At 74.8% G+C, this 24,889-nt stretch carries 16 protein-coding genes and 1 pseudogene; 11 read left to right on the top strand and 6 right to left on the bottom strand.

Annotation, left to right across the window (positions count from 1 at the left end; genetic code table 11):
• Positions 1–579: transposase family protein (locus ACZ4TV_RS19170; protein WP_468135858.1), on the bottom strand; the 579-nt coding region annotated here is incomplete at its 3' end.
• Between the two features lie 466 nt (positions 580–1,045).
• On the opposite strand from ACZ4TV_RS19170, the gene ACZ4TV_RS19175 reads away from it, so the two are divergent.
• Both ACZ4TV_RS19175 and ACZ4TV_RS19180 read left to right on the top strand, forming a co-directional pair.
• Positions 1,046–1,186 (top strand): hypothetical protein, encoded by a 141-nt coding sequence (locus ACZ4TV_RS19175; RefSeq protein WP_468135859.1) that lies wholly within the window; start codon positions 1,046–1,048, stop codon positions 1,184–1,186.
• A gap of 633 nt (positions 1,187–1,819) precedes the next feature.
• Positions 1,820–4,372, top strand: coding sequence for a PEP/pyruvate-binding domain-containing protein (locus ACZ4TV_RS19180; protein ID WP_468135860.1), 2,553 nt, complete (start codon positions 1,820–1,822; stop codon positions 4,370–4,372).
• 179 nt (positions 4,373–4,551) lie between these two features.
• Here the strand turns inward: ACZ4TV_RS19180 and ACZ4TV_RS19185 are convergent, their stop codons facing one another.
• Positions 4,552–5,634 carry a phage baseplate protein gene (locus ACZ4TV_RS19185; protein ID WP_468135861.1) on the bottom strand — a complete coding sequence of 361 codons (1,083 nt, stop codon included), beginning with the start codon at positions 5,632–5,634 and terminating at the stop codon, positions 4,552–4,554.
• Between the two features lie 199 nt (positions 5,635–5,833).
• Between ACZ4TV_RS19185 and ACZ4TV_RS19190 the strand changes: the two are divergent.
• Positions 5,834–6,022: pseudogene (locus ACZ4TV_RS19190) on the top strand (lantibiotic dehydratase); the annotation flags it as partial.
• Between the two features lie 38 nt (positions 6,023–6,060).
• Positions 6,061–6,399: a lantibiotic dehydratase gene (locus ACZ4TV_RS19195; RefSeq protein ID WP_468136013.1), complete on the top strand. Its 339-nt coding sequence runs from the start codon at positions 6,061–6,063 to the stop codon at positions 6,397–6,399.
• A 136-nt stretch (positions 6,400–6,535) separates the two neighbouring features.
• Here the strand turns inward: ACZ4TV_RS19195 and ACZ4TV_RS19200 are convergent, their stop codons facing one another.
• Entirely contained in the window at positions 6,536–6,874 is a 339-nt protein-coding gene (locus ACZ4TV_RS19200) for a hypothetical protein (RefSeq protein WP_468135862.1), read from the bottom strand.
• Positions 6,871–7,587 carry a GmrSD restriction endonuclease domain-containing protein gene (locus ACZ4TV_RS19205; RefSeq protein WP_468135863.1) on the bottom strand — a complete coding sequence of 239 codons (717 nt, stop codon included), beginning with the start codon at positions 7,585–7,587 and terminating at the stop codon, positions 6,871–6,873. Before ACZ4TV_RS19205 ends, ACZ4TV_RS19200 begins: the two co-directional genes overlap by 4 nt.
• Before the next feature lie 201 nt (positions 7,588–7,788).
• On the opposite strand from ACZ4TV_RS19205, the gene ACZ4TV_RS19210 reads away from it, so the two are divergent.
• The 5 genes from ACZ4TV_RS19210 (at position 7,789) to ACZ4TV_RS19230 (ending at position 20,709) form a co-directional block, all read left to right on the top strand.
• The gene (locus ACZ4TV_RS19210; protein WP_468135864.1) at positions 7,789–8,655 is read left to right on the top strand and encodes a DUF4132 domain-containing protein; all 867 of its coding nucleotides are present in this window, start codon (positions 7,789–7,791) and stop codon (positions 8,653–8,655) included.
• Positions 8,652–13,589, top strand: coding sequence for a DNA-binding protein (locus ACZ4TV_RS19215; RefSeq protein WP_468135865.1), 4,938 nt, complete (start codon positions 8,652–8,654; stop codon positions 13,587–13,589). Before ACZ4TV_RS19210 ends, ACZ4TV_RS19215 begins: the two co-directional genes overlap by 4 nt.
• A 99-nt stretch (positions 13,590–13,688) precedes the next feature.
• Positions 13,689–14,846 (top strand): ATP-binding protein, encoded by a 1,158-nt coding sequence (locus ACZ4TV_RS19220; protein ID WP_468135866.1) that lies wholly within the window; start codon positions 13,689–13,691, stop codon positions 14,844–14,846.
• The gene (locus tag ACZ4TV_RS19225; RefSeq protein ID WP_468135867.1) at positions 14,843–18,844 is read left to right on the top strand and encodes a vWA domain-containing protein; all 4,002 of its coding nucleotides are present in this window, start codon (positions 14,843–14,845) and stop codon (positions 18,842–18,844) included. The genes ACZ4TV_RS19220 and ACZ4TV_RS19225 overlap by 4 nt, the downstream gene beginning before the upstream one ends.
• On the top strand, positions 18,841–20,709 hold the full coding sequence (locus ACZ4TV_RS19230; protein ID WP_468135868.1) for a hypothetical protein: 1,869 nt from the start codon (positions 18,841–18,843) through the stop codon (positions 20,707–20,709). The genes ACZ4TV_RS19225 and ACZ4TV_RS19230 overlap by 4 nt, the downstream gene beginning before the upstream one ends.
• Here ACZ4TV_RS19230 and ACZ4TV_RS19235 read toward each other — a convergent pair.
• Complete coding sequence (locus tag ACZ4TV_RS19235) at positions 20,675–21,154, bottom strand: HAD domain-containing protein (RefSeq protein WP_468135869.1); 480 nt, start codon at positions 21,152–21,154, stop codon at positions 20,675–20,677. The two genes, ACZ4TV_RS19230 and ACZ4TV_RS19235, sit on opposite strands and share 35 nt — an antisense overlap.
• Before the next feature lie 162 nt (positions 21,155–21,316).
• On the opposite strand from ACZ4TV_RS19235, the gene ACZ4TV_RS19240 reads away from it, so the two are divergent.
• On the top strand, positions 21,317–22,063 hold the full coding sequence (locus ACZ4TV_RS19240) for a hypothetical protein (protein WP_468135870.1): 747 nt from the start codon (positions 21,317–21,319) through the stop codon (positions 22,061–22,063).
• On the opposite strand, the gene ACZ4TV_RS19245 is transcribed toward ACZ4TV_RS19240, so the two are convergent.
• A complete protein-coding gene (locus tag ACZ4TV_RS19245; protein ID WP_468136014.1) occupies positions 22,047–23,675 on the bottom strand; it encodes a carboxylesterase/lipase family protein in 1,629 nt (542 codons plus the stop codon). The genes ACZ4TV_RS19240 and ACZ4TV_RS19245 overlap by 17 nt on opposite strands.
• 177 nt (positions 23,676–23,852) lie before the next feature.
• On the opposite strand from ACZ4TV_RS19245, the gene ACZ4TV_RS19250 reads away from it, so the two are divergent.
• Entirely contained in the window at positions 23,853–24,857 is a 1,005-nt protein-coding gene (locus tag ACZ4TV_RS19250) for a hypothetical protein (protein WP_468135871.1), read from the top strand.
• Positions 24,858–24,889: the final 32 nt, after the last annotated feature.

Raw genomic sequence — 24,889 nt, forward strand, 5'->3', positions numbered from 1 at the left:
TCCGGGGTGGGTGGCCAGCAGATCGGCGTCCTGGGTGAGCATGTCGGCCAGGACTTCGCGTTCGTCGATTTTGGGGTTGGCCAGGGCCCAGGCGACGGGTAGGCCTGCGGGGGTGCAGAGCAGGTGGAGGCGCAGGCCCCAGAAGAACCGTGAGTGTGAGGGGCAGTAGCCGTAGCCGGCCCAGCCGGCCATGTCGGAGCGTTTGACGGTGGGCCGTGAGCGGGCGCATTCCACGGGTGTGGAGTCCACGATCCATACGTCGTCGTGCCACAGGTCGGTGTCCCGGGCGAGTGTGCGGATGAACCTGCTGATCAGCGTGTTCGCGGCCCGCAGGCGCTTGTTGTAGCCGGACTGCCCGGACTGCCCGGGCAGGTAGGGGAACTCGGCGGCCAGGTGGCGGCGGGCGAACCGCAGCCACCTCGCTTCGGAGGTGAAGCCCAGGACGGCCTGCATCACCGCCAGCGTCAGCAGTTCCGCGTCCGTCAGCCTCGGAGGCCGCCCTGGCCGCCGCGTTCCTGCCAGAGAGTCATCGATCTTCACGTACAGTGCTGTCGCGAGGGTTTCGAGATCTGTCGTCACAAACGGATCAACGAGACCCTCGCTTCATGCGCCCGAAGACTTCGGACTTACTCGTCTAGATCGACAGAGACAGGACATCAAGCTTCAGTGAGACCGGACAGTTTGGTGGCTGTCCTGTGACATCGAACCTTGAGCGCGTACCCTCGAAGTTTGATCGGCGTGCCCCGCCGATCCCACTGGCCGCTCCGGCCTGCCAGAGTGACCCAATGCTTCTGAGTCCTGAGAAAACCCTGTTCGTTCGGGGCGCTACCCCTGTGCTCCTGCTCTCCGATGCCCCAGTCCATGACGTGCTACCGGTCCTAGCCGCGCCGGACGGGGCGGTGCCCCGGTGCGAGGGATGGAGTATTGTCCCCAAACTCACCCTGTGTGTCGTGGACGGGCCCGGTGAGGCTGGGCTCATCGTCCCTGCGCTCCCAGCCCTGGTGATCGATGAGGCCGACGAGGGGGGGGCGCTGAGCCTGGTGATATGGGCGACTGGTGTGCGGGTGCCGAACCAGCCGGTGGCGCGGTCGCCCTGTCACTCGACGAACTGCCCCAGGTGCTCGATTGGGCCCATCTGCTGGGCTCCGGTGCGGCCCACGGCGGGTTCGTGGCCATCCTGGATTGACGCCCACCCTCGCGTGGCGTGCTCCCCGTCGCTCATCGATGGTTCGATGTCACGGGGCAGTGGCACAGTGCGGTGACGGCGGGGCTGGTGACGCCGTGCGCCGCGCGGCACAGCTCGGCCATGTTCGCGGCCCGTGCCCCTGGTGTGGGCCGCATGGGCGGGCGGGTGCTGGGCCTCGCCGTCGCTTTCGGTCCGGGGCGCGCTGTCGGTTTCGTGTAGTGGCCCGGCGGAGCCGGGGACGTCCTGGCTCGTCCGGGCGTCGCCGGCGCCCACCAGCGCAACGACCGCATTGCCCCGCACGACTGCTACGTCTGGGCGCTGTTCTACGAGCACCACGTACCCACCGCGACGTCGAGCAGTCGCTGCGCACCGCCGGCCCTGGTGTGGTCCGGCCGCCTCTTGTTCGGGGGCTTGCTGCCTCATCCCGTATCGCTTGCGACAACAGCGACTTGTTGCATCGGCAGCGGACTTCCACCTTCGGTACGCCTCCTGCCACCGCCGATGGACGCGAGCCGGGGTAGCCCGACTGGGCGAATGGGCTGCGGGGCACAGTGCCTTCGGGGAGCGCCCTGTGGGGTCAGGTGCGAGGGTTGGTGGTCCAGACGACGGTCGTCCGCGGGGAGGGAGCGCGGCATGGACAACGAGGCGAGCGCGGTGGGTGCGGCCGGCCTCGTCGTCCCGCTGGGGCGGCTGGGCGGCACCGATCTGGGGGTCGTGGGCGGGAAGGGGGCGAACCTGGGGGAGCTGGTCCGCGCCGGCTTCGCGGTGCCTCCGGGTTTCGTCGTGACCACGGCGGCGTACCGGCCGCCGGATCTCGGCCGTCTCGGCACCGACGGTCCGGCGGCGGTCCGCGAGGCCGTGGTGAGCGCCGGCGTGCCGGACGAGGTGGCGGAGGCGGTGCGCGCCGCTTACCGGGGTCTCGGCGGCGGCGGCGACGGCGGCGGGGCGGTCGCGGTCGCGGTGCGTTCGAGCGCTACCGCGGAGGACTTGCCGGAGGCGGCGTTCGCCGGTCAGCAGGACACCTTCCTCAACGTCATCGGCGAGCCGGAGGTCCTTGACGCCGTCGTCCGCTGCTGGGCCTCGCTGTGGACCGACCGCGCGGTCGACTACCGTACCGGCCGCGGCATCGACCACGGCCGGGTGAGGATGGCGGTCGTCGTGCAGCGCATGGTCGACGCCGAGTTCGCGGGGGTGGCGTTCACCAGCGATCCCGTCACCGGCGACCGGCATGCGCTGGTCATCGACGCGAGCCCGGGGCTCGGCGAGGCGGTGGTCTCCGGGCTGGTCTCCCCGGAACACATCGTCGTCGACAGGCGGCGATCGAAGGTCGTCGGCCGCAGCGCCGGACAGCAAGAAGTCGTCGTCCGCCCCCGCCCCGGCGGTGGCACCGAGCAGGTCACGGGGGACCGGGCGGGCGCCGCTCTGCCCGAGTCGGCTGTACGGCAACTCATCGGCGTCGCCGACGACGTCGAGCGGCACTTCGGCCGACCGCAGGACATCGAATGGGCCTGGGCCGACGGGACCCTGTACGTCCTGCAGACCCGCCCGATCACCGCGCTGCCCGAGCTGCCCGCGCTACCCGAGCAGGCGAGGCTGGCGGGCCTGCTGCGCCTGCCGACCCGCTTGCAGCGGATGACGAGCGCGATGCTCAGCGAGGTCCTGCCGGTCCGCCCGTACCCGATCGACATCACCGCGTGGCTGGCACCGCTGCTCGGACTGCTCGAGAAAGCTGTGGTCCAGGCGATCGGCATCGCCCTTCCACCGCCGTCCCGGATGTTCGCCGAGGACTCCGGCGTCGCGGTCCGTGTGGAGATGCCGCTGCCCAGGCCCACCTGGCGGCTGCTGACGGCGCCCGTCCGTCTCGTACGCGCGGCCCGCCGCCACGACCCGGCCCGGTGGACGTCCGATCCGCTCATCGGAGCCATGCGCCGACGTGCGGATGAACTCCGCGGACGGGACATCGCCGGGGGTTCCTGGCCGGAACTCATGGCCGTTCTGAAGGAAGGGCCCCGGATCGCCGCGCCGTTGCTGGAACTCCGGCTGCGTTACTTCCCCCGCACCCTGCTGTCGCTGGCGGGGCTGTACCTCACGCTGTCCGCGCTGCGGCGGCGCCGGCTCATGGGCGCGCTGCTGTCGGGTGTGGACACCCTGACCGCCGACGCGAACCGTTCGCTGGAGGACCTGGCAGCCGCCATCCGGGCCGACACGGGGCTCTCGGAGGCCTTCGCCCGGCTCACCGCCGACGAGCTGTACGAGGCGCTGCACACCAGCATGCGGGAGTCGGCACCCGCCTTCGTGGCCGACTTCGAAGGGTTCCTGGACCTGTACGGGCACCGTGACACGGCGACACCGCTGCTGCTCACGCCGGGGACCTGGCGCGACAGGCCGGACGTCGTCCTGAGCATGCTGAAGGGCCTCGCCTCCCAGGACCCGCCGCCGGCCGGCCCACACCCCGGCGAGCAGGCCGAACAGACCCTGTTCCGCCACCCCTTGCTCCGCCGGGGGCCGGAACCGCTGCGGTCGGCGGTCCGTGCGATGCTGCGGCAGGCGCGCTGGTTCCAGCAGATCCGCGACGACACGCGGTTCCTGGCGATGCTGCCGCTGCCTGCGATGCGGCAGGCGCTGCTGGAGATGGGCCACCGGCTCGTCGCAGCTGGGGTACTCGACGCCGCGGAGGACGTCTTCCACCTGCGCCTGGACGAACTCGACCGCATCGGGCCCTGGCCGCCCGCGCCCGAACTCGCCGCGGGGCTACGCGAGATCGCCACCCGCCGCAAGGCCACGCGTGCCGCCCTCGCCCGGACACCGCTCGTCCCGCTCGCCCCCGCACAGCCGTTCCGTGCGACCGCGACCGGCGCCGACGTCCTGCTGCGCGGGACCCCGGGCAGTGCCGGTGCAGCGGAGGGACCGGTCCGCGTGATCCACGGCCCGGACGGGTTCGCCGCTCTCCGCAACGGTGACGTCCTGGTCGCCTCCTACACGAGTCCCGCCTGGACGCCGCTCTTCCGCCGGGCGGCCGCCGTCGTCACCGACACGGGGGGTGTGGCCTCCCATGCCGCGATCGTCGCCCGTGAGTACGGCATCCCCGCGGTCATGGCCGCCGCCGACGCGACCAGGCGACTGACCGACGGCCAGCGGGTCCGCGTCGACGGCGACCACGGGCTGGTCCTCCGCCCGAGCCGCTGAAGCGCCGAGCCCGGCGCCGCCGCCAACACAGCGCCGATCTGGCGGTCGTCGCCCCCCGTGGCCGCGCCACGCTCCTCTGACACGCCCCGACGACTGCTCTTCGAGAGCGACGATGATCCGGACTACGGGCAGTGGCGGGGCGGAGCGGGGCGGGGAGGGGCGGGGCGGCCAGAGCGTTCTCAGATCAGTGCGTCTTTGTAGTAGAAGCTGGCCTTCTTGTTGGTGTCGGTGGCGGATGCGTACGAGGCGAATCCGGTGACGAGGCGGGCGGCCGCGGGAGTGGCGGTGTTGGGGATCTGGATGGCGAGGCCTTCCGGCTCGCGGAAGAGCAGGCTGCTTCCGGCTTCGGAGAGGCGGCGGTCGACCCTGGCTCCGGTGTTCCAGTTGATGACGGACTGGTAGGTGTTGCCGGGGGCGGGGTTGGTGCTGCTGTAGGCGGAGCCTTCGAGCAGGTACAGGTACTGGCCGAGGCTGGTGAAGCCCTGGAACGGCGGAGCATCGGTGATGTCGGTCGGCTGCAGTACATGCGCGAGCTGTGTGTACGTACCGGACCGGAAGGCGGCGAGGTCGTAGAGGCCGAAGTGGAAGGCGCCATTGAGGCGGTAGCGGACGACGAGTCTGCTGTTGACCGGGTCGATGGCGATGGTGGTGCGGTCGGCGCCCGCCACCGGGCTGTGCTTGGTGATCTCGTGTGAGTCGTTGGTGAGGACGGTGCCGTTGGCGAACTCGAACCGGCCGATCTTGCTTCCCCAGCCGATGTTCTTGGACGGGTCGTCCGGATAGTTGGGGTCGGGTGCCTCGACGGAGTCGGTCTCGGTCCACAGGTAGGCGCTGTTGCCGGAGGGCTCGACGGCTATCGAGACGCCGTGGCCGAATCCCTTGAGGAACATGCGGCCGATGATGGCGCCCGTGAGGTCGAGGCGGGTGACGCACAGGTCGCCGTACTTGGCGCGCTCGTCACCGGTGTAGGCGCGGGTCTCGCCGGGGAGCTGCCGCCCGCCGTTGATCAGGCTCACGGTGTAGAGGTGCTTGTTGGTGTTGTCGAAGGAGAACGACTGCAGTACGCGCGTCTCGTTCAGCCAGATCTCGCGGAACAGCACGGTGGAGGGGTCGGTCAGGTCGAAGCGCTTGGAGGCCTCGACGGCTGCGGCCTGCCCGCCGGTGGCGACGATGCCCGCGGTGCCGAGCGCCCCGATTCCCAGGGCGCCGGCCGACCATTTGAACAGTTGCCGACGGTTGATCCCGGATGCCTCGCTGGCCATGACTGGTCCCACCCCTTGCTCGACGTTTCATCGCGGCTTGCAAAGTCCGATCCTTCACGTCCCGCCAGGATCGGTGATCTGACGAGATGTGAGGGTGTTCGAACAGTCCTGCGGCGGCCGATTGAACCACCCTGGTGATGATCCGCGCCAGCTACGACAACAGGAATCCGACTGGTCGGACGAGGTGGGTCGAGTGGTCGTGGGCCCCAACGTCGGTGCCGGAGCAGCCGGACGCAACCTCGGCCGCTTCGCAGGCATGCTCATCGGTGTCGTTCCGGCCCTCGGGGACCTCGCCGACGCCGAACAAGCCGTTGAAGCCGGCCGTATTCTGGCCGAACTGGTGTACCTCCCCGAGAAGACCCGCTCGGCGAACGTCGTCGTCCGGCCCGCGATCCGCGATGGCACCGCCCAGATCGTCGCCTTCGACTGGGGCCCGGCCCGCGACTTTCCTATCTGCCCCGCCTCATCTCCGGCCGGGTCATCCTGCGCCCGGCCCAGTGGCGCGTCGACCACGCCACGGCGCACGAGATGGCCGGGCCGCCGGACCGGTTCCCGGACCGGTTCGACGCCTGGCGCCGCCAGTGGCGGGTGCCCCGCTACACGCACCTCACGAGCAGCGACACGGCCGCGGACCACCGGCTCCTCATCGACGCCCCCGCGCATTCCCACGCCAACGAGAGATACGGCGAGCCTGAACCGTCTGCGGCCCAGCGGCAGCGTGGTCCGCCAGCGTCTTGGAACGAGTCTGGCACTGCTCACCATTGACGACCTGTTGACCGGGGGGCGGGGCTCGGCCAGCTTCCCCTCCTCATCGGCGACGTCCTCGCCCGGAGTCGTCATCACCCGGCAGACGTCGCCGAGCGGCTCGCCGATGCTCTACCGCACCCGCCACAGCCTGGCATCAGGACCCTGAACCGCGATTCCGAGCCGCCGGGGCCGTGGCCGCGCCGCCTGCGCGGATCGCGGTGAGGGTGGCGGTGTGCAGGGCGGCCGGGGCCCCGTAGTGGGGGAGGGGGCTGCCCGTGAGGGTGTACCACTCGTCGGCGTCCTTGTACTGGACGTCGAACCGGAGCAGGCCCCCGGCCACCGCGGTGCTGCGCAGGGTGAGCGGGCCGGTGATGACGCCGACCTCGTCGGTCATGGCGCCGCCCGGGCCGGCGAGCACCTCGTCCTGCCACTGCCACTGCCACTGTCGCTGTCGCTCTCGCCGCCACTGTTGCGGGTCGTTCCCCTCGGTCATGACGGGCAGGTGTCCAGCATCGTGGTGAGCATCTTCTTCTCCGGTTCTGTGACGGTCAGCTCGTACGCGGATTTGACGGTGGTCCAGGCCCGCCCGTACTGGCACCAGCTCGACCGCTCCGGCGGCTGCCACAGATCGGGGCTCTGATCGCCCTTCGACCGGTTCGAGGACGCGGTGACCGCCAGCAGCTGGGGGTGGGTCAGGTCGTTGGCGAAGGCCTTGCGCTTGGCGGCGTCCCAGCCGGCCGCGCCGGAGCGCCAGCCCTCGGCGAGGGGCACCATGTGGTCGATGTCCATCTTCGCCGCGTCCGTGACCACCGTCCCGTCGTACAGGCTCTTCCAGGTACCGGAGACGGCCCGGCACTCGGCGTCCCGGGTCACGTCGGCGCCGTCCCGTTCGAGTACCGTCTCGCGGGTGTCGCACTTGTTGCCCTGCTCGGCCCAGTGCGTGAACTTGGCGCGGCTGTAGCCGGCCATCGTGCCCACCGGAGCGACCTTCAGCGCGGCCAACTGCGTGCGGGCGACGGCGGTGGTGACCATGCCGGGCAGTACGTCCCCGCCGGCGGGCGCCCCGGCGGGAGGCGGCGCCGGGTGCGAGACCGACGGCTTCGCGTCCCCGCCGCCCGGCGCGACTACCGGACCGGAGCAGCCGGCCGCGGCCGCCAGCAGCAAGGCCGCCAGGACCGCACCCGGCACACGTATCTGACGTCCCATAACCCCACCCCGAGCCGGCACCGCTTCGCACGCTGTCCCGCGAAGACTACCCAGAACCGGACAATCAACCTGCCGAGGGCCCTCCGGCGTGCATTGTCAGTGGCCCTCGCTAGTCTCCCGACATACCGCAGCTCAGGGGGGTTTGGCTCCCCCTGTCAGGGCTGCGCGCAACTGGACGGGACAGGCGGAGGGGCACGGCTGATGGCATGGCTGGCGGCGGGCGAGGGGTACGAGATCGCCCTGGTGGAGGGACGGGTGGCGGCGAGGTCCGCCACCGGCCGGACGGCGGGACGGCAGTTGAAAACGCTGCCCAAGGCGCTGAAGGACCATCCCGAGGTGGACCGGCTGCGCCGGCTGGCCGAATGGCTCGACCGGCACGCGGCGGCCTGCGTCGCGCAGGTCGACCACTGGATGGTCTCCTCGCTGCCGGTGCCGACCGAACTGCTCGCCCGGGTCTGGCCGGACGAGGCCTGGCAGAGCGCCCTGCGCGACCTGGCCGTCGTCGGTGACGACCCGGACGAGGTGGGCTTCCTGCGGGACGCCACCGCATCCGGTGAGCTGAAGGTGGTCAACCTCGACGGCGAGACCGTACGGCTCTCCCCGCGCACGGTGACCCTGCCCCACCCGGTACTGCTGCCGGACCTGGACGACATACGGGACTTCGCGGCCGAACTGGGCATCGTGCAGCGGGTCGAGCAGATCCACCGCGCCACCTGGCGCAAGCCCGCCGAGGTCGCCGCCACCGCCACCGAGGTCCGCGACTACGCGGGCGGGGTCTTCCCCACCCGCTTCAGCCTCGCCGCCCGGGCGACCGGCCTCGGCTACCGGGTCTCCGGCGGCTACGCCACCTGCAAGGTCCGCGACTCGGGCTCCGGCACGGAGGCCGCGGTGTGGATCGGCGAGCCCTACTACGACGACGAGACGAGCACCGGCGGCCTGAGCTGGCACGACGAGGACGGCCGGGCGGTACCCCTGGCAGCGGTCGGACCGGTGGCCTGGTCCGAGGGCATGCGGATGGCCGCGGCGCTGTACGCCGGGCGCAAGATCGAGGAGGGCCGGGACGCGTGAGCACCAACCTGAGGGACACGAAGATGAACGAGGCCGAACTGCTGCTCAAGGCGGGCGCCGTCCTGCCGCTCGGCACCGCGGACGCCGGCCCCGCCGCCGTCGACCTGACCGCGCGCATCTACCGCCACCCCGGCCTCGGCGAGGACCGCGTCGTCGTGCGGCTGACCGCCGCCGAACTGGGCGCGGCCGAGGACCTCGCCGCCGGCTTCCTGGGCCTCGTACGCGACGCGGGCGAGCCGCCCGTCGTCGGCCTGAGCCGGCGTCAGGCACTCGGCTTCCCCGAATGGGTCCTCGTGCACCACCCCGAGGACGGCCACCACGCCCTCGCCGTCGTCCCCGAACTGGACCGGATCGCCCGTCAGGCCAAGACCAAGCCCAAGGCCGCCCTCGACGCCTGCCTGGAGCTGGCCGGCCGCCTCGCCGCCTCCGTCCCGCACTTCCTGCCCCTCTTCCACGAGCAGGCGGCCCGCCTCTTCCTCGCCGTCGAGAACACCACCTACGCCGCCCAGCTGTTCGGCCGCGCCCGCGCCGCCGAGGCCCAGCACGGCCTGAGCGTCGACGAGGACCGCCTCGACGCCGTCTTCCTCGAATTCGCCCTGGCCGGCGCCCTCCCGGTGAAGGTGCTCACCGGTTACGGCAAGGCGCTGGCCGTCCGCGTCACACCCGCCGAGGCCTACGAGCGCTTCCGCCGCCTGTGCGTACGCCGTACCGCCGGCGGGCTGCCGCCCTCCGCCCAGGCGACCGTCGAACTGCGCCGCCTCGCCCGTGCCGCGGGCCTGACCGGCAGCGAACCCGAGCAGGACTACCTCGCCGAACTGCTGCCCCTGCCCGCCACCCTGCGCGCCGCATCCGGCTGGTGGAAGGCCCACCGCGGGGCTCTCGTCGCGCTCGCCCGCCGCGTTCCCGCCGTACGCGGCACGCTCCTCGGGCTGACTCCGCCCGGCGGAGGCGACGGCGACCTCACCAGCCTGTGGCTGGACGTCCTGGAGGAGTCCGGCGCCACCGCCGGCCTGGCCCGCGAGGAGCTGCCCGCCGAGGAGCGGTGCGCCGACGGCGCCGCCGGCTGGCTGGAGCGCTTCCACGCTGCCCGCCACACCGGCTGGGGCCAGCGCCCCACGCCCCCGCTCCTCCTGGACGTCGTCGAGCGCTGCGCGCAGCAGCTGAGCACCGAACTCGCCCGGCCCGGCCGGGAAGCGGGCCTGCGCGTCGGGGTCGAGGACGCCGGCCTGCTCGACCTGCTGCTCGCCCTGGAACTCCCGGTCACCGATCCCGAACCCGAGAAGGGCAACCGCCGGCACACCGAGCTCAACCTCACGGACTGGGCCCGCGCGGACCAGCGCCGCGAGCTACTCGCCCTCGCCGCCGACCAGCGGTTCCACCCCGCCTTCCACCGCGCCCTGAACAGCCTCGGCGAGGGCAACCGCGACGTCGTCCGGTGCGTCGCCGCCTCTGCGGGCGGCCGCCCCCTGCTGGCCGAGTGGGTGCGCGGCGTCGCCCGCGACTCCATCGCGGCAGGCCTGCCCGGAGTCCCCGACGCGATCTCCCGCCTGACCTGGCTGCCCGCCGAAGCGCTGGAACTCGCTCCCGAGGAGGTGGCGGCGGCGGCCGGCGCCGACCTCGCCGAAACCCTCGCCCGTACCCTGCGCGGGGGCCTGTTCGAGGAGCTGGCCTGGCCCGCCTGGGAGAGCGCCCTCGCCGACCTGACCCCGGGCCAGAACCGGCAGGGCCTGACCGTCGTGGAAGCCTGGCCGTACCTGATCGTCGCCAACGAGACCCAGGTCCGCGTCATCGACGCCGACACCACCGTCCTCACGCACGACCTGCGCGTGCCGACCGGATCCAACCACCGGTACGGTTTCCACTACGTCGACGGTGAACTGCTCGTCTTCTGGTCCTCCTGGAGCGCCGGAGAGACGAAGGGCTACTGGCACACCTCGCCCGGCACCGTCTTCACGCTGGACACCGACCGCAACCACTGGTCGCTGCGTGGCGACCACATCTCCCTGCCGCTCCCCGGCGGCGGGCGCACCACCGGCGGCGGGGTCCTGCACCGCGGCGACACGAAACTGCCGGACGAGCGGGCGCTGCTGTCCGACGGCACTTCGTACTGGGTGTGGCAGCGGCGTGACCGGACCATCGAAGGCGCCGACAGCGGCTGGCTCGAGTACGACCCCGTCGGGGCGGCCCACGGCCGGTTCTCCCTTCCCGGGTTCTTCACCGACGGGCAGCGCCCGTACCCCGAAGCCGCCCGGCGTTTCGGACACACCAACTGGCTGCGGCCGGCGCCGACCGTGGCGGGCTCCGTGCTCGGCGCACCCGCCGACGGCCTCCTCGGCTGGCGCACCGTCCGCATCCCCGGCCACGGCTGGGAAGGAACCGACACCGGCGGCCGCACCGTCACCCTGCCCGAGGGCCGTGACATGCCGCTCGCAGCGCTCACCTTCCCCGGCGACGACCGGCCCCGCGCACTGTCGCAGCACTGGCAGGAGCTGAGCATCACCGACCCGGACGGCGTGGTCACCGCCCGGTCGCGCAGCGACCACCGCCGCCACCACACCACCGCCGGCACCGGCAGCGTCGACCTGCCGCCGCTCACCCACTGGTACGCCCTGCGCCCCCGCGACACCGAGGGCTCGGCCGCCCTGCGCGCCGCCGACCGGGAGACCGTCGCCGCGCTGCTCAAGGCGGCCGCCGCGGCCGACAAGCTCACCGACCTCCCCGGCCTGGTGAGCGCGGCCCTGCCGCAGGTCACAGCCCCCGAACTGATCGGCGGGATCGTCGAGGTCCTCCGCTTCACCCTCACCCAGCAGAAGGCCCTGGACGCGATCGCCGCCCGGCTCCGCCAGGACACCGCCCCCGCCGAGGCGCGCGAACAGGGTCCCAGCGACCGACTGCTCGGCGACGCACTCAGCGGCCTCATCGGCTCCGGGTACTACCGCTGGGGCGGCGACAGCGACGCCGCCCACCGCGCGCTGGGCGAACTCGCCGCCGCCTGCGCGCGGACCGGCGAGGCCGAGTCGCCCGGCAGGCTGCACTTCGACACGCCCGCGCTGCCCTACTCCGCCCTCCCGTGGACGCCACTGCTCGACCAGCCGGCCGCCGTCGCCTACCGCGCCGTCACCGTCTCGGCCACCGACCAGCAGCGGGCGGCCCTCGTCACCCTGCTCGCCGGGGTGGACGCCCTCGGGCTGGCATCGGCCGGAGGGTCCGCCGACCGCTGGCGCCGGGTCCTGCTCCACCTCGACCGGCCCCATCTGCTCACGCCCGACGGCCTCGAACGCAACCTCCACCACCGCAGCCTGCTGCCGCTCGGCGCTGGAGCCGTCCTCGCCCTGACCGAGCACAGCGAGACCCGGCCCGACGGCCACCGGTTCGGCGCCCTGTTCCACGACCCCACCGGCCGCTTCGCCGTGCCGGGTCCCTACACCGTGTGCGGTGACGCCCCGCTCGGCGACCGCGAACGGGGCGCCGGCTGGCTGACGGCCTTCCTCGGCGCGGCCGCCGAGCACGGCCCGGCGCCCTTCCGCCCGGAGGCCGCGGAGGAGTTCGCCCGGCTCACCGGAGTCTCCGGCGCCCTCGCACGCCTGGTGGTCGCGGGGCTCCCGCACATCGACAGCTACGAGCGCAACTTCCTGCCCGCTGAACTGCGCACCGCCCTCGGGGTGAAGGCCACCGACGCGGCCTACGCCCGCGACGAGCTCAAGGAACTCGACGCCGAGGTACGGCGCGCCGTGGTCGCGGCCCTGCTGCCCGCCGATCCGGCGCGGCTGTGGAGCGAGGGCCCCGACGTGGCCGCCGCCGCGGAGGTGTGGAACCGGCGCGTGGGCCGGCGTACCCCGGTGCCCGACTGGCTGGCCACGGAGGCCGCGCGCGCCGTGGGCGGCGCCTGGCCCGCCCACCGGATCCTGGCGGCCCTCCTCGACCCGGCCGCCTCGCGCGAGCTCTCCGTCGACGTGGAGTGGGCGGTCAAGGGCGACCACGTGGAGCCCGCCGAGCCGGCCACCGACCCGTTCACCGGACACGTCCTGACCGGGTCCCTGGCCATGGCGGCCTGGCTCGCCCACCGGCTGCCCGCGGGCGATCCCGTACGGGCGGTCCTGCCGCCCGCCCTGACCGCCGTACGCCAGCGGCTCGCCGCACCGGGCCTGCTCCTGGAGATCGCGCACTACACGAGCCTGTCCGACTTCCGCCAGGCGGCGGGCACGCCGACCGAGACGGGCGAGGGCTACGAGCGCTACGGCGCGGTCGTCATGGCCACCCACGACAACCAGCCCAAGCCGGCCCTGCGCCCGGCGCTGCTGGACTCCACCGGCTCGGACCCGTACCTGCCGGCGCTGCGCGGCGCCGAACAGCGACCCTTCGCGGTCGAACGGGCGCTGCGCACCGTCCACGACCCGCGCTTCGCCGCGCTGCTCGCCGACCCGGGCGCCCCGGCGGCGGGCGCGGTGGACGCGGAGGGAACCTGGTGGCCGCAGGACCCGAGCCGCTCGGTTCCCGAGCTGGTCGAAGAGGTGCGCGCCGAGTACGGCCTGGGCGGCGACGCGGCCACCCTCTATCTCGCACTCCTCGCCATGCCGGACCCCACCGACCGCAACACCGCACGGTGGACCGGCTGGAAGCCGGCCCGCCTCAAGGCCGCCCGCGCCGAACTGGCCGCCACCGATCTCGTGGTGTCGGCCAACCGCAGCCGGGCCGGGCGCTCCCTGTTCCTGCCGGGCGCTTGGGCGGAGATGTCCTCCCCGACGCCGCCGGTCGAGCAGTGGAAGCTGCCGATGTACGGCCTGACCCCCGGCGAACGGCCGCTGCTCGGGGTGCTCGCGCCCGCCGAACCGGCCGCGGAGCTCTACCGCCGCGCCTGGCAGCGCGTCCGGGAGGGCGACGTACCGCGCTTCGAGGAGCTCAAGGTGAAGCGCACCCGCACCCGCCGCCGCTGAACCCGGCCCGGCACCCGGCCGGAGCCACGCGCGGCGCACCCCGCCCGGGTGCGCCGCGCCCCCGACCACTCGCGTACACCTTCAGAGGAACAGAACCTGATGACCGTCACCGAACAACCCGCCCCCGCCGCCCGGCAGGTGCTGCCCGCAGAAGAGCGGCACGCCGCCGAGCTCGCCTTCCTCGCCGCCCAGGACCCCGGCCCCCGCCCGCCCGGCTGGGCCCTGACCCCGCGTGCCGTCGTCACCTTCGTCTGCGGCAGCGACGGAGCCGAACTGGCCCTGCCGAAGCGCCGCGCCGGGCTGCCGGCGAAGATGACCATCGCCCCGAAGTTCGTCGGCGAACGCTCCCTGGTGGAGCGCTGCGTCGTCACCCTCGCCGGAGAACGCGGCCTGCTCCTCACCGGCGAGCCCGGCACCGCCAAGTCGATGCTGTCCGAGCTGCTGGCGGCCGCCGTCTGCGGCACCAGCGCCCTCACCGTCCAGGGCACGGCCGGCACCACGGAGGACGCCTTCCGCTACGGCTGGAACTACGCGCTGCTCCTCGCGCAGGGCCCGACCTCGCAGGCCCTGGTCGACTCCCCGGTGCTCTCGGCCATGCGCACCGGGCGAGTGGCCCGCGTCGAGGAGATCACCCGCTGCCTGCCCGAGGTGCAGGACGCACTGGTGTCGATGCTGTCCGACCGGCGCGTCAGCGTGCCCGAACTGACCGCCACCGAGGACGCGGTGGTCTCCGCGGCCCCCGGCTTCACCGTCATCGCCACCGCCAACCTGCGGGACCGCGGCGTCTCGGAGATGTCCGCCGCCCTCAAGCGGCGCTTCAACTTCGAGACCGTCGCCCCGATCGCCGACCCGGACGCCGAGGCCACGCTGATCCGCCGCCAGGCGGTCGCCGCCGTCCAGCGGGCCGGCGCCGCCTTCGGGGTCGACGACGCGGTGCTCGACGCGCTCGTCACGGTCTTCCGCGACCTGCGCTCGGGACGTTCAGCCGAGGGCTGGGACGTGGAGCGCCCCGGTACGGTCATGTCCACCGCCGAAGCCGTTCAGGTGGCGGCCTCGCTGGGGGTCGCGGCCGCGTACCTGCCGGGCGGGGACGTGCTGGACCTGCTGCCCGGCCACCTGCTGGGCGTCGTACGCAAGGACGACCCGGCCGACCACGGACGGCTGCTGGGGTACTGGGACGGCCCGGTCCGCCGCCGCGCCGAGGACGGCTCGGCGATGTGGCGCCGCCTCTGGGACCTGCGCGGGAGCCTGCGTTGACCCCCACCGACCCGCGCGCCGCGGTCGACGCGCTCGCCGCGGCCCGTGATCCGTACCTGCTCGGGGTGCGCCACCACAGCCCCGCGCTGGCCGCGGTGGTCCCCGCCCTGCTGGACGCCTCCGGTGCGGACGTGGTCTGCGTCGAGCTCCCGGCGGACTTTCAGCCGTGGCTGGAGCACCTGGCCGACCCGGAGACCGTCGCCCCGGTCGCCCTGGCGGGCACGGGCGAGGACGGCCGCCTGGCGTTCTACCCGTTCGCGGACTTCTCCCCGGAGCTGGCCGCGATCCGCTGGGCCCGCCGGTCCGGCGCGGCCGTCGTCTGCTGTGACCTCCCCCTGGCCGACCGCGGCTGGACTCTGCCTGATCCGGAGGCGGGCGCGGTGCCCGAGGTGGTCCGGGTGCCGCTCCCCGGTCAGGTGCTGCCCCGAGGCGCGGCCCCGGTCCCGGCTCCGGGTGGGGAACCGTCCGCGGCTGCGGCTGAGGAGAACACGGTGTCCGGGCCGCACGATGAGCCGCGGCGCGGAGGTTCCTTCGCGGATGCGCTCACCGCCGCCGGCACGGGCCGTGACGGCGACGACATGTGGGACCGCGCCGTCGAGGTCCTCGCACCGGGCTGCCTCCCGGAAGCCGTGCGGCGCGCGGCCCTCGGCGTCGGCTGGGCCCTGCGCGAGGACGCGCCGGCCGTACCCGCGACGGACCTGGCCCGCGAGGCCCACATGCGGGCCGTGATCGGGACCGCCGCGGCGGCGGGTCACCGCGTGGCCGCGGTCATCGGCGCCTTCCACGCCCCCGCCCTCCTAGACGCGGGCCCCGGAATCGAGGCGGCCACGGACGCCCGGACCGCCGGTCCCGCCTCCGTCACTGTCCCGGGGCGGAACCTGGGTTCCGGTCCGGGGACAGGGGGCCACGGGAGCGCCGCGTCCGGTACCCGACCGGAGGATGTCCGCGCCCCGGCCGTGCCGGTTCCCCGGCCCGGCCGGACCGCTGCGTCCGGCGGACCCGCCGCGTCCGGCGGACCCGCCGAGCGCGCGGCCGGTGCGGGGCGTTCCGGATCCGGGGAGCATGCGACCGAGGGCTCGGCCCGTGGGGGTCGCCCGGGTTCCGGCGGGTCGGCCGGCCCGGCCGGCATCGGCGAGGCCATCGCGCACGGGGAAGGGGCCGTCACCTCCCTCGTGCCGTACTCCTTCGACCTGCTCGACTCCCGCTCCGGCTACCCCGCCGGCATCCGCGGCCCCCTCTGGCAGCAGGCCGTCCTGGAAGCCGGCGGTGACCCCGGGCGCGTCCGCGAGGCGGCCTCCGTCGCCGTCACACGGCTCTGCCGGGAGCTGCGCGGCGCCGGGCACACCGCCGGCACCGGCGAGGCCGCCGAGACCCTGCGGCTCGCCTGCGACCTCGCCGTCCTGCGCGGGCTCCCCGCGCCCGGCCGCGGCGAGCTCCTCGAAGCCGTCACCACCGTCCTCGGCCAAGGCGAACCGCTCGGCCGGGGCCGGGCGCTGGCCCGCGCCCTCGAGGCCGTGCTCGTCGGCACCGCCCGCGGCCGGATCACCCCGCACGCGCCGCGCTCCGGCCTCGGCCCCTCCGTCGAGGCCGAACTCGCCGCGCTCCGGCTGCCGTCCCCCGAGGACCCCGCGCCCCGCGAGATCCGCCTCGACCCGCTCCGCTCCGCCCTCGACGGCCGCCGCGAGGTCCTGCTGCAACGGCTCCTCGTCTGCGGCGCCTCCTACGGGGAGCCCCTCACCGTCGCCGCCACCGGAGACGGCACCGCCCTCGGCACCAAGTGGCGGCTGTCCTGGACGCCTTCCGTCCCGGCCCGCCTGGATCTCGCCGGCGTCCGCGGCGTCACCGCCGCCCAGGCGGCCGCCGGAACCCTGCGCGACACCGCCCGCCGCGCCGCCGCCGACGGCGGGCCGACCCCGGCGCAGATCCTCGCCGGGCTGGCCGCCGCCGCGCGGTGCGATCTGCCCGCGCTGGTCGACGTACGCCTCCACGAGGCGGCCACGGTTCTGCCGCAGACGGCGACCCTGCCCGAACTCCTCGATGCCCTGGACCTCTTGGAGGCCCTGCACCGCGGCCACCTGCCCGGCACCCGCGCCGCGTCCCGCGCCGCCTCGGCCGCTCTCGGCGGCGAGCTCCTCGAAGCGGCCGTACGGTGCCTGCCCGGCCTCGCCGGCAGTGACGACCCCGCCGACGCGACCGCCCTCGTGGCCCTCGCCGACCGCGCCGCCGCCCACCACCTCGGCCTGCGCACGGACGACGCCCTCGCCGCCCTGGCCGCCTCGGCGTCCCCGCTGATGCAGGGCGCGGCCCTGGCCGTACGGGTCCTCCTCGACCTCGACCCGGCCGCCGAGCTCGGCGGCCGCGCCGCCGGCTGGATCGACAGCGCGGGCACCGCCGACACCAGGCGCGCCCTGACCCGCCGGCTCGGCGGACTCCTCACCGCCGCAGGTCCCTTGCTGCAGTCCTCCCCGGCCGCCCTCATCCCGCTCCTCGACCGCGTCGAGCACCTCGCCGACCAGGATTTCCTCGACCGGCTCCCTGCCCTGCGCGGCGGCTTCGACGCCCTGTCGCCCGCCGCCCGCGACCGGCTGCTGGACACCGTCACCGAGCGGCTCGGCGACCGGATCGACCTCGCGCTCGACGCGTCGCCCGCCCTGCTCGCCCTCTGGTCCGCCGCGGACGCCGCCGGACTCGCCGCGCTCAAGGCCCTCCCGCTGCCCGAGGCGGACGCTCCGACTCCGGCCTCCCAGACCCCCGAGGCCTCCCGGACCCCCGAGGCCTCCCAGACCCCCGAGGCCTCCCGGACCCCCGAGGCCCCCCAGACCCCCGAGACACCGCCGCGCGACCCGGCCCCCGCAACGAACCGCCTGCGCCTGGCCCCCGCCGACCGCTGGCGGCTGCTGCTCGGCCGCGAACGCGACCGGCTCCCCGCCGGCGCCCGCCGCTACGCCCACGCCCTCGACGAGCTGTACGGCGCCGGGCGCGGCGAAGGCGCCTGCGACGTCGACTCCGGCCAGGGGCAGGGCGGGGGCCAGGGCGGCGGCCAGGAAGCCTCCTTCCCCACGGCCCGCGAGTGGTCGCAGGAGCTGGAAGCGCTGTTCGGCGCCGACGTACGGGAGGAGGTGCTCGCCGGAGCGGCCGAAGCCGGCCGTACCGACGTGCTCGCCCAGCTCGACCCGGCGGCCGTACGGCCCTCCGTGGAACTGCTCAGCTCCGTACTGTCCCTCGCCGGCGGCCTGCCGGAGGCCCGACTCGCCCCACTGCGCCCCCTGGTCAGGCGGCTGGTCGACGAGCTCGCCAAGGAGCTGGCCACCCGGCTGCGCCCGGCCCTCTCCGGCCTCGCCACCCCGCGCCCCACCCGCCGCCCCGGCGGCAGACTCGACCTGGCCCGCACCCTGCGCGCCAACCTCGCGCACACCCGGCGCCGGGCCGACGGCCGGGTGGTCGTCGTCCCGGAACGGCCCGTCTTCAGCACGCGGGCGAGCCGCGAGGCGGACTGGCGGCTGATCCTGGTGGTCGACGTCTCCGGCTCCATGGAGGCCTCCGTCATCTGGTCGGCCCTGACCGCGGCCGTACTGGGCGGCGTACCGACCCTGTCCACCCACTTCCTCGCCTTCTCCACCCAGGTCGTGGACTTGACCGACCGGGTCGACGACCCGCTCTCCCTGCTGCTGGAGGTCCGCGTCGGCGGCGGCACGCACATCGCCGCCGGCCTCGCGCACGCCCGCTCCCTCATCACCGTGCCGAGCCGCACCCTCGTCGTCGTGGTCAGCGACTTCGAGGAGGGCGCCCCCATCGGCGGGCTGCTCGGGGAGGTCCGCGCGCTGGCCGCCTCCGGTGCCCACCTGCTGGGCTGCGCCGCGCTCGACGACGCGGGAACGCCCCGGTACTCGGTCCCGGTCGCGCGGCAACTCGTGGCGGCCGGCATGCCCGTGGCCGCCCTCAGCCCTCTCGCCCTCGCCCGCTGGGTGGGCGAACGCCTCCGTGGAGAGTCCCGTTGAGCACCGAACTGCCGCCCGTCGCACCCGAGGTGCTTGCCGAAGCGGTCGAGAACCTCACCGCCCGCCTGCGCAAGAAGCTGGACGACGCCACCGCGAACTGCGCGGCGGGCGCCTCCCGCGCGGCGGACGGCAGCGTCACCCTCCGCTTCGGCGAGGACGCCCTCGTCACCCTGCGCCCCGGCCCGGCGGGAGTGGTCGCCAAGGCCGAACAAGCCACCTGCAGCTGCCTGTTGGCGCCCCGCTGCCTCCACCGGGCCGCTGCCCTGGGCGCGGCCCCGCTCGCGGATGCGGCGCCCCTTCCGATGGCGGAGCGGGAGCCGGAGCCTTCGACGGCCGCCGGGCCCGGCGAACCTGCCGCATCCACCGCATCCACCGCATCCACCGCATCCACCGCATCCACCGAATCCGCCGAGCCCGCGCCGGCCCTCACCGCAGCCCAGCTCGGCGCCGCGGTCGCGCTCTGGCACGCGGCAGCCGAAGCCCTCGCCGCCGGGGTCACGGCCGGGGGAGCCGTGGTCCAGGCCGAGTTGCTCCGCGCTGCCCACACCGCCCGCCTCGCCGGACTGCCGCGCGCCGAGGCAGCCGCCCTACGCGTCGTACGCGGCCTGCGCGCCGCCCGGGAGCGCCGGGCCGCACAGCGCCTCGGCGACCTCACCGGAGCCTTCCGCGAGCTCCTGCACACCGCCGGAGTGCTGGCCTCCGGCGCGGCCGACCCCACGCTGACGGGCACCGCCCGCCGTGCCTACGCCCCGGGCGGCAGCCTCCAGGTGCACGGCCTGTGCCGGGAGCCCGTGCTCTCCGCCACCGGATACGGCGGGGTCGTCACCCACTTGCTGGGCCCCGACGGTGACCACTACTCGGTCTCCGACGTCCGCCCCGGCGGCCTGGCCCGCGCCCGTGGAGCGGGTTCCGCTTCCGTCGCCCTCGGCGGCGCCGCCCTCGATCACGCCGGTCTCGCCCGCGGTGGCCTGCGCATCGTCGGCGCGACGGTCTCCCCGGAGGGCCGGCTCGGCGCCGGACGCGGAGTCAGGGCGACCCCGTTGCCCGGCACCCCATGGACCGAGCAGCCCGCCGCCCCGCTCTTCGCCCGCCCGGCGGCCGAGGCCGTCGCCGAGTTGCTGGCCGACCCCGAAAGGGCCGAGTCCGCGCTGCTCGGCTGCGACGTCACGGTCGTCGGCGCGGCCGGCGAACACCTCCTCGTGCGCGAGGCGCGGCCGGACGCACCGCTGCTGCGGCTGCTGCCCGCGCACCCCCACGCGGAGCTGCCGCACACGGAGAACCTGCGCCGCATCGCCTCGTACCCGGGACTCCTGCTGCGTGTCCTGGGCCGACCCGACCTGGACCGCGCCGCCACCCTGCACCCCCTCGCCGTCGGCCCGGTGCCGGGCGCGCAGTACACGCTGCGGCTGCCCGAGGAGTGGCTCGGCCGCGCCGACCTCGGCTACGACCGCCTCCAGGGCGGGCACTTCCCGCAGCGGGCCGTCGCCCCCGAACCGGTCCCGGCCGCCGACGGCCCGGACCCGCTGGCCGACTCCCCGCTGTGGCGGGTGCGCCGCCTGCTGGAGAGCGGGGTTGCGGGTGGCCGCCGCGCCGTCGCCGAGGCGGCCCGCGGTACGGCGCCCACGGCCTCGTACGGCCCGCTTCGCCGGGCCGGGCTCAGCGCGGCGGCGGACCTGGCCGCCGCCCTCGCCGCCGAGGCCGACCGCCGTCCCCGCGACGCCTTCGGCCGCCTCGCCGACCCCTCGCCCGACGGCTACGCCTGGGCCTGGCTGGCCGCGGCGACCCACCTCGCGGCGGCGGAACGCTCCCTGGTCGCCGCGTCCTGGGCCGCTACCCCGGGCGGAGCCATGCCCGCAGCGCGGTGAGGTCCGCGTCGGTCAGGCCCCGGCCCGGATCGACGCGGTGCAGGAGCGCCCGGCCGGGGTGGCGGGCGGCCACCCAGGCCCGGTCGGCGCCGGTGATCTCGTCGTCGACCCATACGAACGGCCGTCCCGCCGCGTGATCGAGGAGGGCGGGGGTCTTCCAGTGGATGCCGCCCCGCCCGTCCTCGTCGGACGGCTCCGGCCAGTCCACCACGGGCAGTTCCGGCAGGCCGAGCCGAGGCGCGACGCACTCGTTGGCCTCCGCCATCCAGGTCGTGGCCCACACCAGTTCGCACGGCAGCGCCGCCAGCCGCGGCCCGAGCGTGGGATCGATCCGGGCGAGCAGGGGATGGGCGTCGTCCCCGCGCGGGTACGGGCCCGCCCCGAAGGGGATGAGCGGTCCGTCGACATCGAGGTAGAGGAGCGGACGGGCTGCGGAACCGGTCATGACGCCACCGTAAGCCTCCCTGGCAGGGAGCGGGCACGGGTGCGGGCACGGGGTGCGGGCACGGGGTGCGCCGGCGTCACCGGCACGGCGCGCGCGATGGCCTGACCGCGGGTGGAACCCCGGCCGCCGCGATGGCCTCTTGATGACCAAAGGGGGATGACCATGACGATGACGGCGATGTCCGTGACCGGGCGCGTTGTGCTGGCGGGGTTCCTGTGCGCCGTCCTGGCGGGCTGCGGGACCACACGGGCGGGGCAGGCCGCGCCACCGGCCGGCGTACCCACGCTGGCGCCGGCCGAGTGCGATCTCGACCTGACGACGGACGAGGATCCGGGCGGTCACGCCGGCCCGCCGACGGATCAGGAGACGGGCGCCTACGCAGGCCCGCCCACGGATCAGGAAACGGGCGGCCACGCGGGTCCGCCGACCGACCAGGAGACCGGCGGGTACGCGGGTCCGCCGACGGATCAGGAGACCGGTGGATACGCGGGGCCGCCGACCGACCAGGAGACCGGCGGGTACGCGGGGCCGCCGACGGACCAGCAGACCGGTGGATACGCCGGCCCGCCGACCGACGGCGACATGGCCAACGGCGGTGGCCCCTGCGGACCGGCGGACTGGTTCGACATGACCCCGGACTTCAACGGCTACTACGCCAGGCACCGGACCGGGGCCGACTCGTTCCTGCCCGCCGCTGCCGCCGTCCAGGAGGCCCGCGTCCGCAAGGTGCGCACGGTCGGCGAGGCGAGGATCACCTTCGTCACCGGTTCGGTGGGCAAGGGCCGGGGCGAGGACGCCCGCAGGATCGCCGGGGTGTTCGCCGCGTGGCGGCACGAGGTGTACGGGGACTCGGGCACGGTGACGGTCCGCACGGCCGACGGCTCGCTGGAGGTCACCGAGCCGTGGTGACCCCGGGCCCCGGCCACCGCGAGTCCCAGAGCGCGCAGTGGTGTTCGGCCCGCGCGTCCACAGTACGGATCCCGCCCGTCCCCGGTGCCAGGGACAGTACCGAGGCCGGCGCCGGGTGGCGTGGCCACTGCGGGGCTCCCGGCGCCGCCGGAACGCCCGTGCGGGCGAAGGCGGTCCAGTAGCCGGTCATCCGGTCCGCGAGCTGCCGCTGCGGCTCGGCCAGCGGCGCCATCGTGAACAGGTAGGGCAGTTCGAAACCGTGGGCCGCGCCGTACGGCAGCCCCGGCACCTCCGGCAGACCGGTGAAGTTGGGCGCGTCACGGTCGCTGAACCGGTAGCCGTACGTCGGCACGCGCCGCCCGAGCGCCGCGCCGTCCCGCAGCGTCGGGCAGATGAACGACACGTCGGACAGCAGGGTCGCCCACGCCACCGCCGGGGTCGGGTAGGCCGACATCGGATAACGGGCCTCCACGGCGCGGGCGGTGGACGCGCCGAAGGACGCCTCCAGCCGGGCCCGGTAGCCGGTTTCGTCGCCGATCGGATGGGCCGCCAGCGTCTGTGAGAGGAAGAGGCGCATCTCGTCCCGGGTCGTTCCCTGCATCACCGGCACCCGGTGGAAGCGTCCGGCCTCCAGTGCCCGCCGGGGCTCCAGCGGCAGGGTGCTGTTGCCGTAGGAGACCAGGGAGAAGCGCTGCATCAGGTCGGCCGTCGCGAGGGCGCCGGTGTCCAGGCGCCGCAGGCAGTCCAGCACCCCGACCGGTCGTTCGCAGCCGAGCCGGGCCGCCGCCAGGGCGCCGTCCGCGACCGTGCGCCGCTCCGGCACGAAGGGCTCGTACGCGCCGAGTCCGGGCAGCAGAGACCGTGGAGGCATCGTGGTCGAGCACGATCCGCTCTGCACGATCGCCTTGTGGAAGAGGCCCGCCGAGGCGGGGGAGGTGAGGTGCGCGCAGACACTGAGGGCTCCCGCCGACTCACCGAAGACGGTGACGTTGCGCGGGTCCGCGCCGAAGCGTTCCGCGTTCGCCCGCACCCAGCGCAGCGCCGCCCGCTGGTCCGCGAGGGCGAAATCGGGGGCCCCGCCGAGCTCCGCATGGCCGAACAGGCCGAAGACGCCCAGCCGGTAGTTGACGGTCACGACCACCGCCCCGCCCTGCACGGCCAGCCGCTCCGGACGGTAGAGATCCCCCGCGCCGCTGAAGAAACCGCCGCCGTGGAACCAGACCATCACGGGCCGCGGCCGGCCACCGGGGTCGCGCCCCGCCGGAGCCGTGACGTTCAGGTACAGGCAGTCCTCGGAGCCGCTCGGCCCGCCGGGCCCGATCGCGGGCAGCTGCACACAGCGCGAACCGGCGGCCCCGGCGTCGCGTACGCCCTCCCACCGCGGCGCCGGCTCCGGCAGCCGCCAGCGCAGTGCGCCGGTCGGCGGAGCCGCGAAGGGGATCCCCTCGAAGGTGCTGTACGCGCCGTGCGCCCGGCCGCGTACGGGCCCCCGGTCGGTGTCCACGACGGGCCGCTGCGGCGGCCCGGCCGCGGCGCCCACCAGCAGCAGCACGACGGGCAGCAGCAGCACGACGGGCAGCAGGAGTGCGCACCGGCGTCGGACCTCGCGCATGTCGGGCACGGCCGACGCCCCTTTCCCCGTGGGGCCCGGGTGGAGACCCCCGTTTGCCCGCCCCGAATGGCGCAGTGAGCGGAACTGACACTCAATGTAACAAAGCGTGCGCTTCCCATGACGCACGATGACCGGCGCGCGATGCGTAGACCCGTGCGTCGGCGAACGGAGCTTTCCATGACTGACCCCATAACCCTCGAGGCGACGGAACCCGAAGACCGCCCCGTGACCCCCGACACGACCGCACCGGACGAGCCGAACACCCAGCTCGCGCGGACCCTGCTGGAAACGGCAGCCACCTGCCGTCCGCTCGAGGAGGTCACCGCACTGGTGAGCCTCCTCAAGGAGGACGGCCGGCTGCCCGACGCCGGACACGAGGCGCTGCGCACGGCCGCCGTGACCCGGCCCGTGCACGACGTGGGCCGGATGCTCACCCTCCTGGGCGAGTCCCCGCACGAGGTGGTCGAGGCGGACATCACGCTGCGCGCCGCCGCTGTCGGACGGTCCATCGAGGACGTGGCCCTGCTGGTCTCCCTCCTCGGCAAGGACGAGCCCGGTGGGCCGGAGCGGCCACACCACGCCGAACCCGCCGGGTCCGCCGCCCCCGCCGCGCCCGCTGACCGCGCCGGGCCGGCCGAGCCGTACGAGGAGCCGTACGTGCTGCCGTACAGGGAGCTGTACGACGCGCCGTACCAGGAGCCGCCCGGGCGCACCGCACGCGGCGGTGAACCGGCCGGCGCACCGGCCGGCTCGCAGGGCCGCTCCCCGGCCGGTGAGCCGGGCCGCTCCCCGGCGGGGCCCGCCGTGCTGCGGCACGCACTGCGCTGGCCCGTGGCGATCGCCCTGCTGGTCAGTGGCGCCCTGCACCTGCCGGACGACCTGAGGGCCCTGCCGTCCGCGCCCCCCGTCGCCTTCCTGCCCCTCCTCGTCACCGTGATCTGTCTGGGAGCGGGCGCACTCGTGGCGCTCCGGGACACCGTGGCGGTGTGGCGGGCCGGCGCGATCACGGCCCTCGGCGTCGTGGCCCTGCACGTGCTCGGGGGATCGGTGGACTTCGACCCGCTGCACGGGGCGGTGGGCGGCTCACCGGCCTGGGCGGGTACCGCCGTCGTGCTGTGCGCGGCGGCGGGCGCGGTCCTCGCCGGCCTGGCACTGAGGAGCGGTCAGGAGAGCTCGGCCTGACCGGCGGCCGACCCCGCGTGAGCGGCACCCCG

It is taken from the genome of Streptomyces sp. NPDC028910 (assembly GCF_055564955.1).

Bases quoted from the DNA above. Each gene is read 5' to 3' on its own strand.
- ACZ4TV_RS19175 (WP_468135859.1), top strand. From the start codon at position 1,046: ATGGGCGACTGGTGTGCGGGTGCCGAACCAGCCGGTGGCGCGGTCGCC.
- ACZ4TV_RS19245 (WP_468136014.1), bottom strand. From the start codon at position 23,675: ATGCGCGAGGTCCGACGCCGGTGCGCACTCCTGCTGCCCGTCGTGCTG.
- ACZ4TV_RS19205 (WP_468135863.1), bottom strand. From the start codon at position 7,587: ATGGGACGTCAGATACGTGTGCCGGGTGCGGTCCTGGCGGCCTTGCTG.
- ACZ4TV_RS19235 (WP_468135869.1), bottom strand. From the start codon at position 21,154: ATGACCGGTTCCGCAGCCCGTCCGCTCCTCTACCTCGATGTCGACGGA.
- ACZ4TV_RS19250 (WP_468135871.1), top strand. From the start codon at position 23,853: ATGACTGACCCCATAACCCTCGAGGCGACGGAACCCGAAGACCGCCCC.
- ACZ4TV_RS19220 (WP_468135866.1), top strand. From the start codon at position 13,689: ATGACCGTCACCGAACAACCCGCCCCCGCCGCCCGGCAGGTGCTGCCC.
- ACZ4TV_RS19200 (WP_468135862.1), bottom strand. From the start codon at position 6,874: ATGACCGAGGGGAACGACCCGCAACAGTGGCGGCGAGAGCGACAGCGA.
- ACZ4TV_RS19240 (WP_468135870.1), top strand. From the start codon at position 21,317: ATGACGATGACGGCGATGTCCGTGACCGGGCGCGTTGTGCTGGCGGGG.
- ACZ4TV_RS19185 (WP_468135861.1), bottom strand. From the start codon at position 5,634: ATGGCCAGCGAGGCATCCGGGATCAACCGTCGGCAACTGTTCAAATGG.
- ACZ4TV_RS19180 (WP_468135860.1), top strand. From the start codon at position 1,820: ATGGACAACGAGGCGAGCGCGGTGGGTGCGGCCGGCCTCGTCGTCCCG.
- ACZ4TV_RS19210 (WP_468135864.1), top strand. From the start codon at position 7,789: ATGGCATGGCTGGCGGCGGGCGAGGGGTACGAGATCGCCCTGGTGGAG.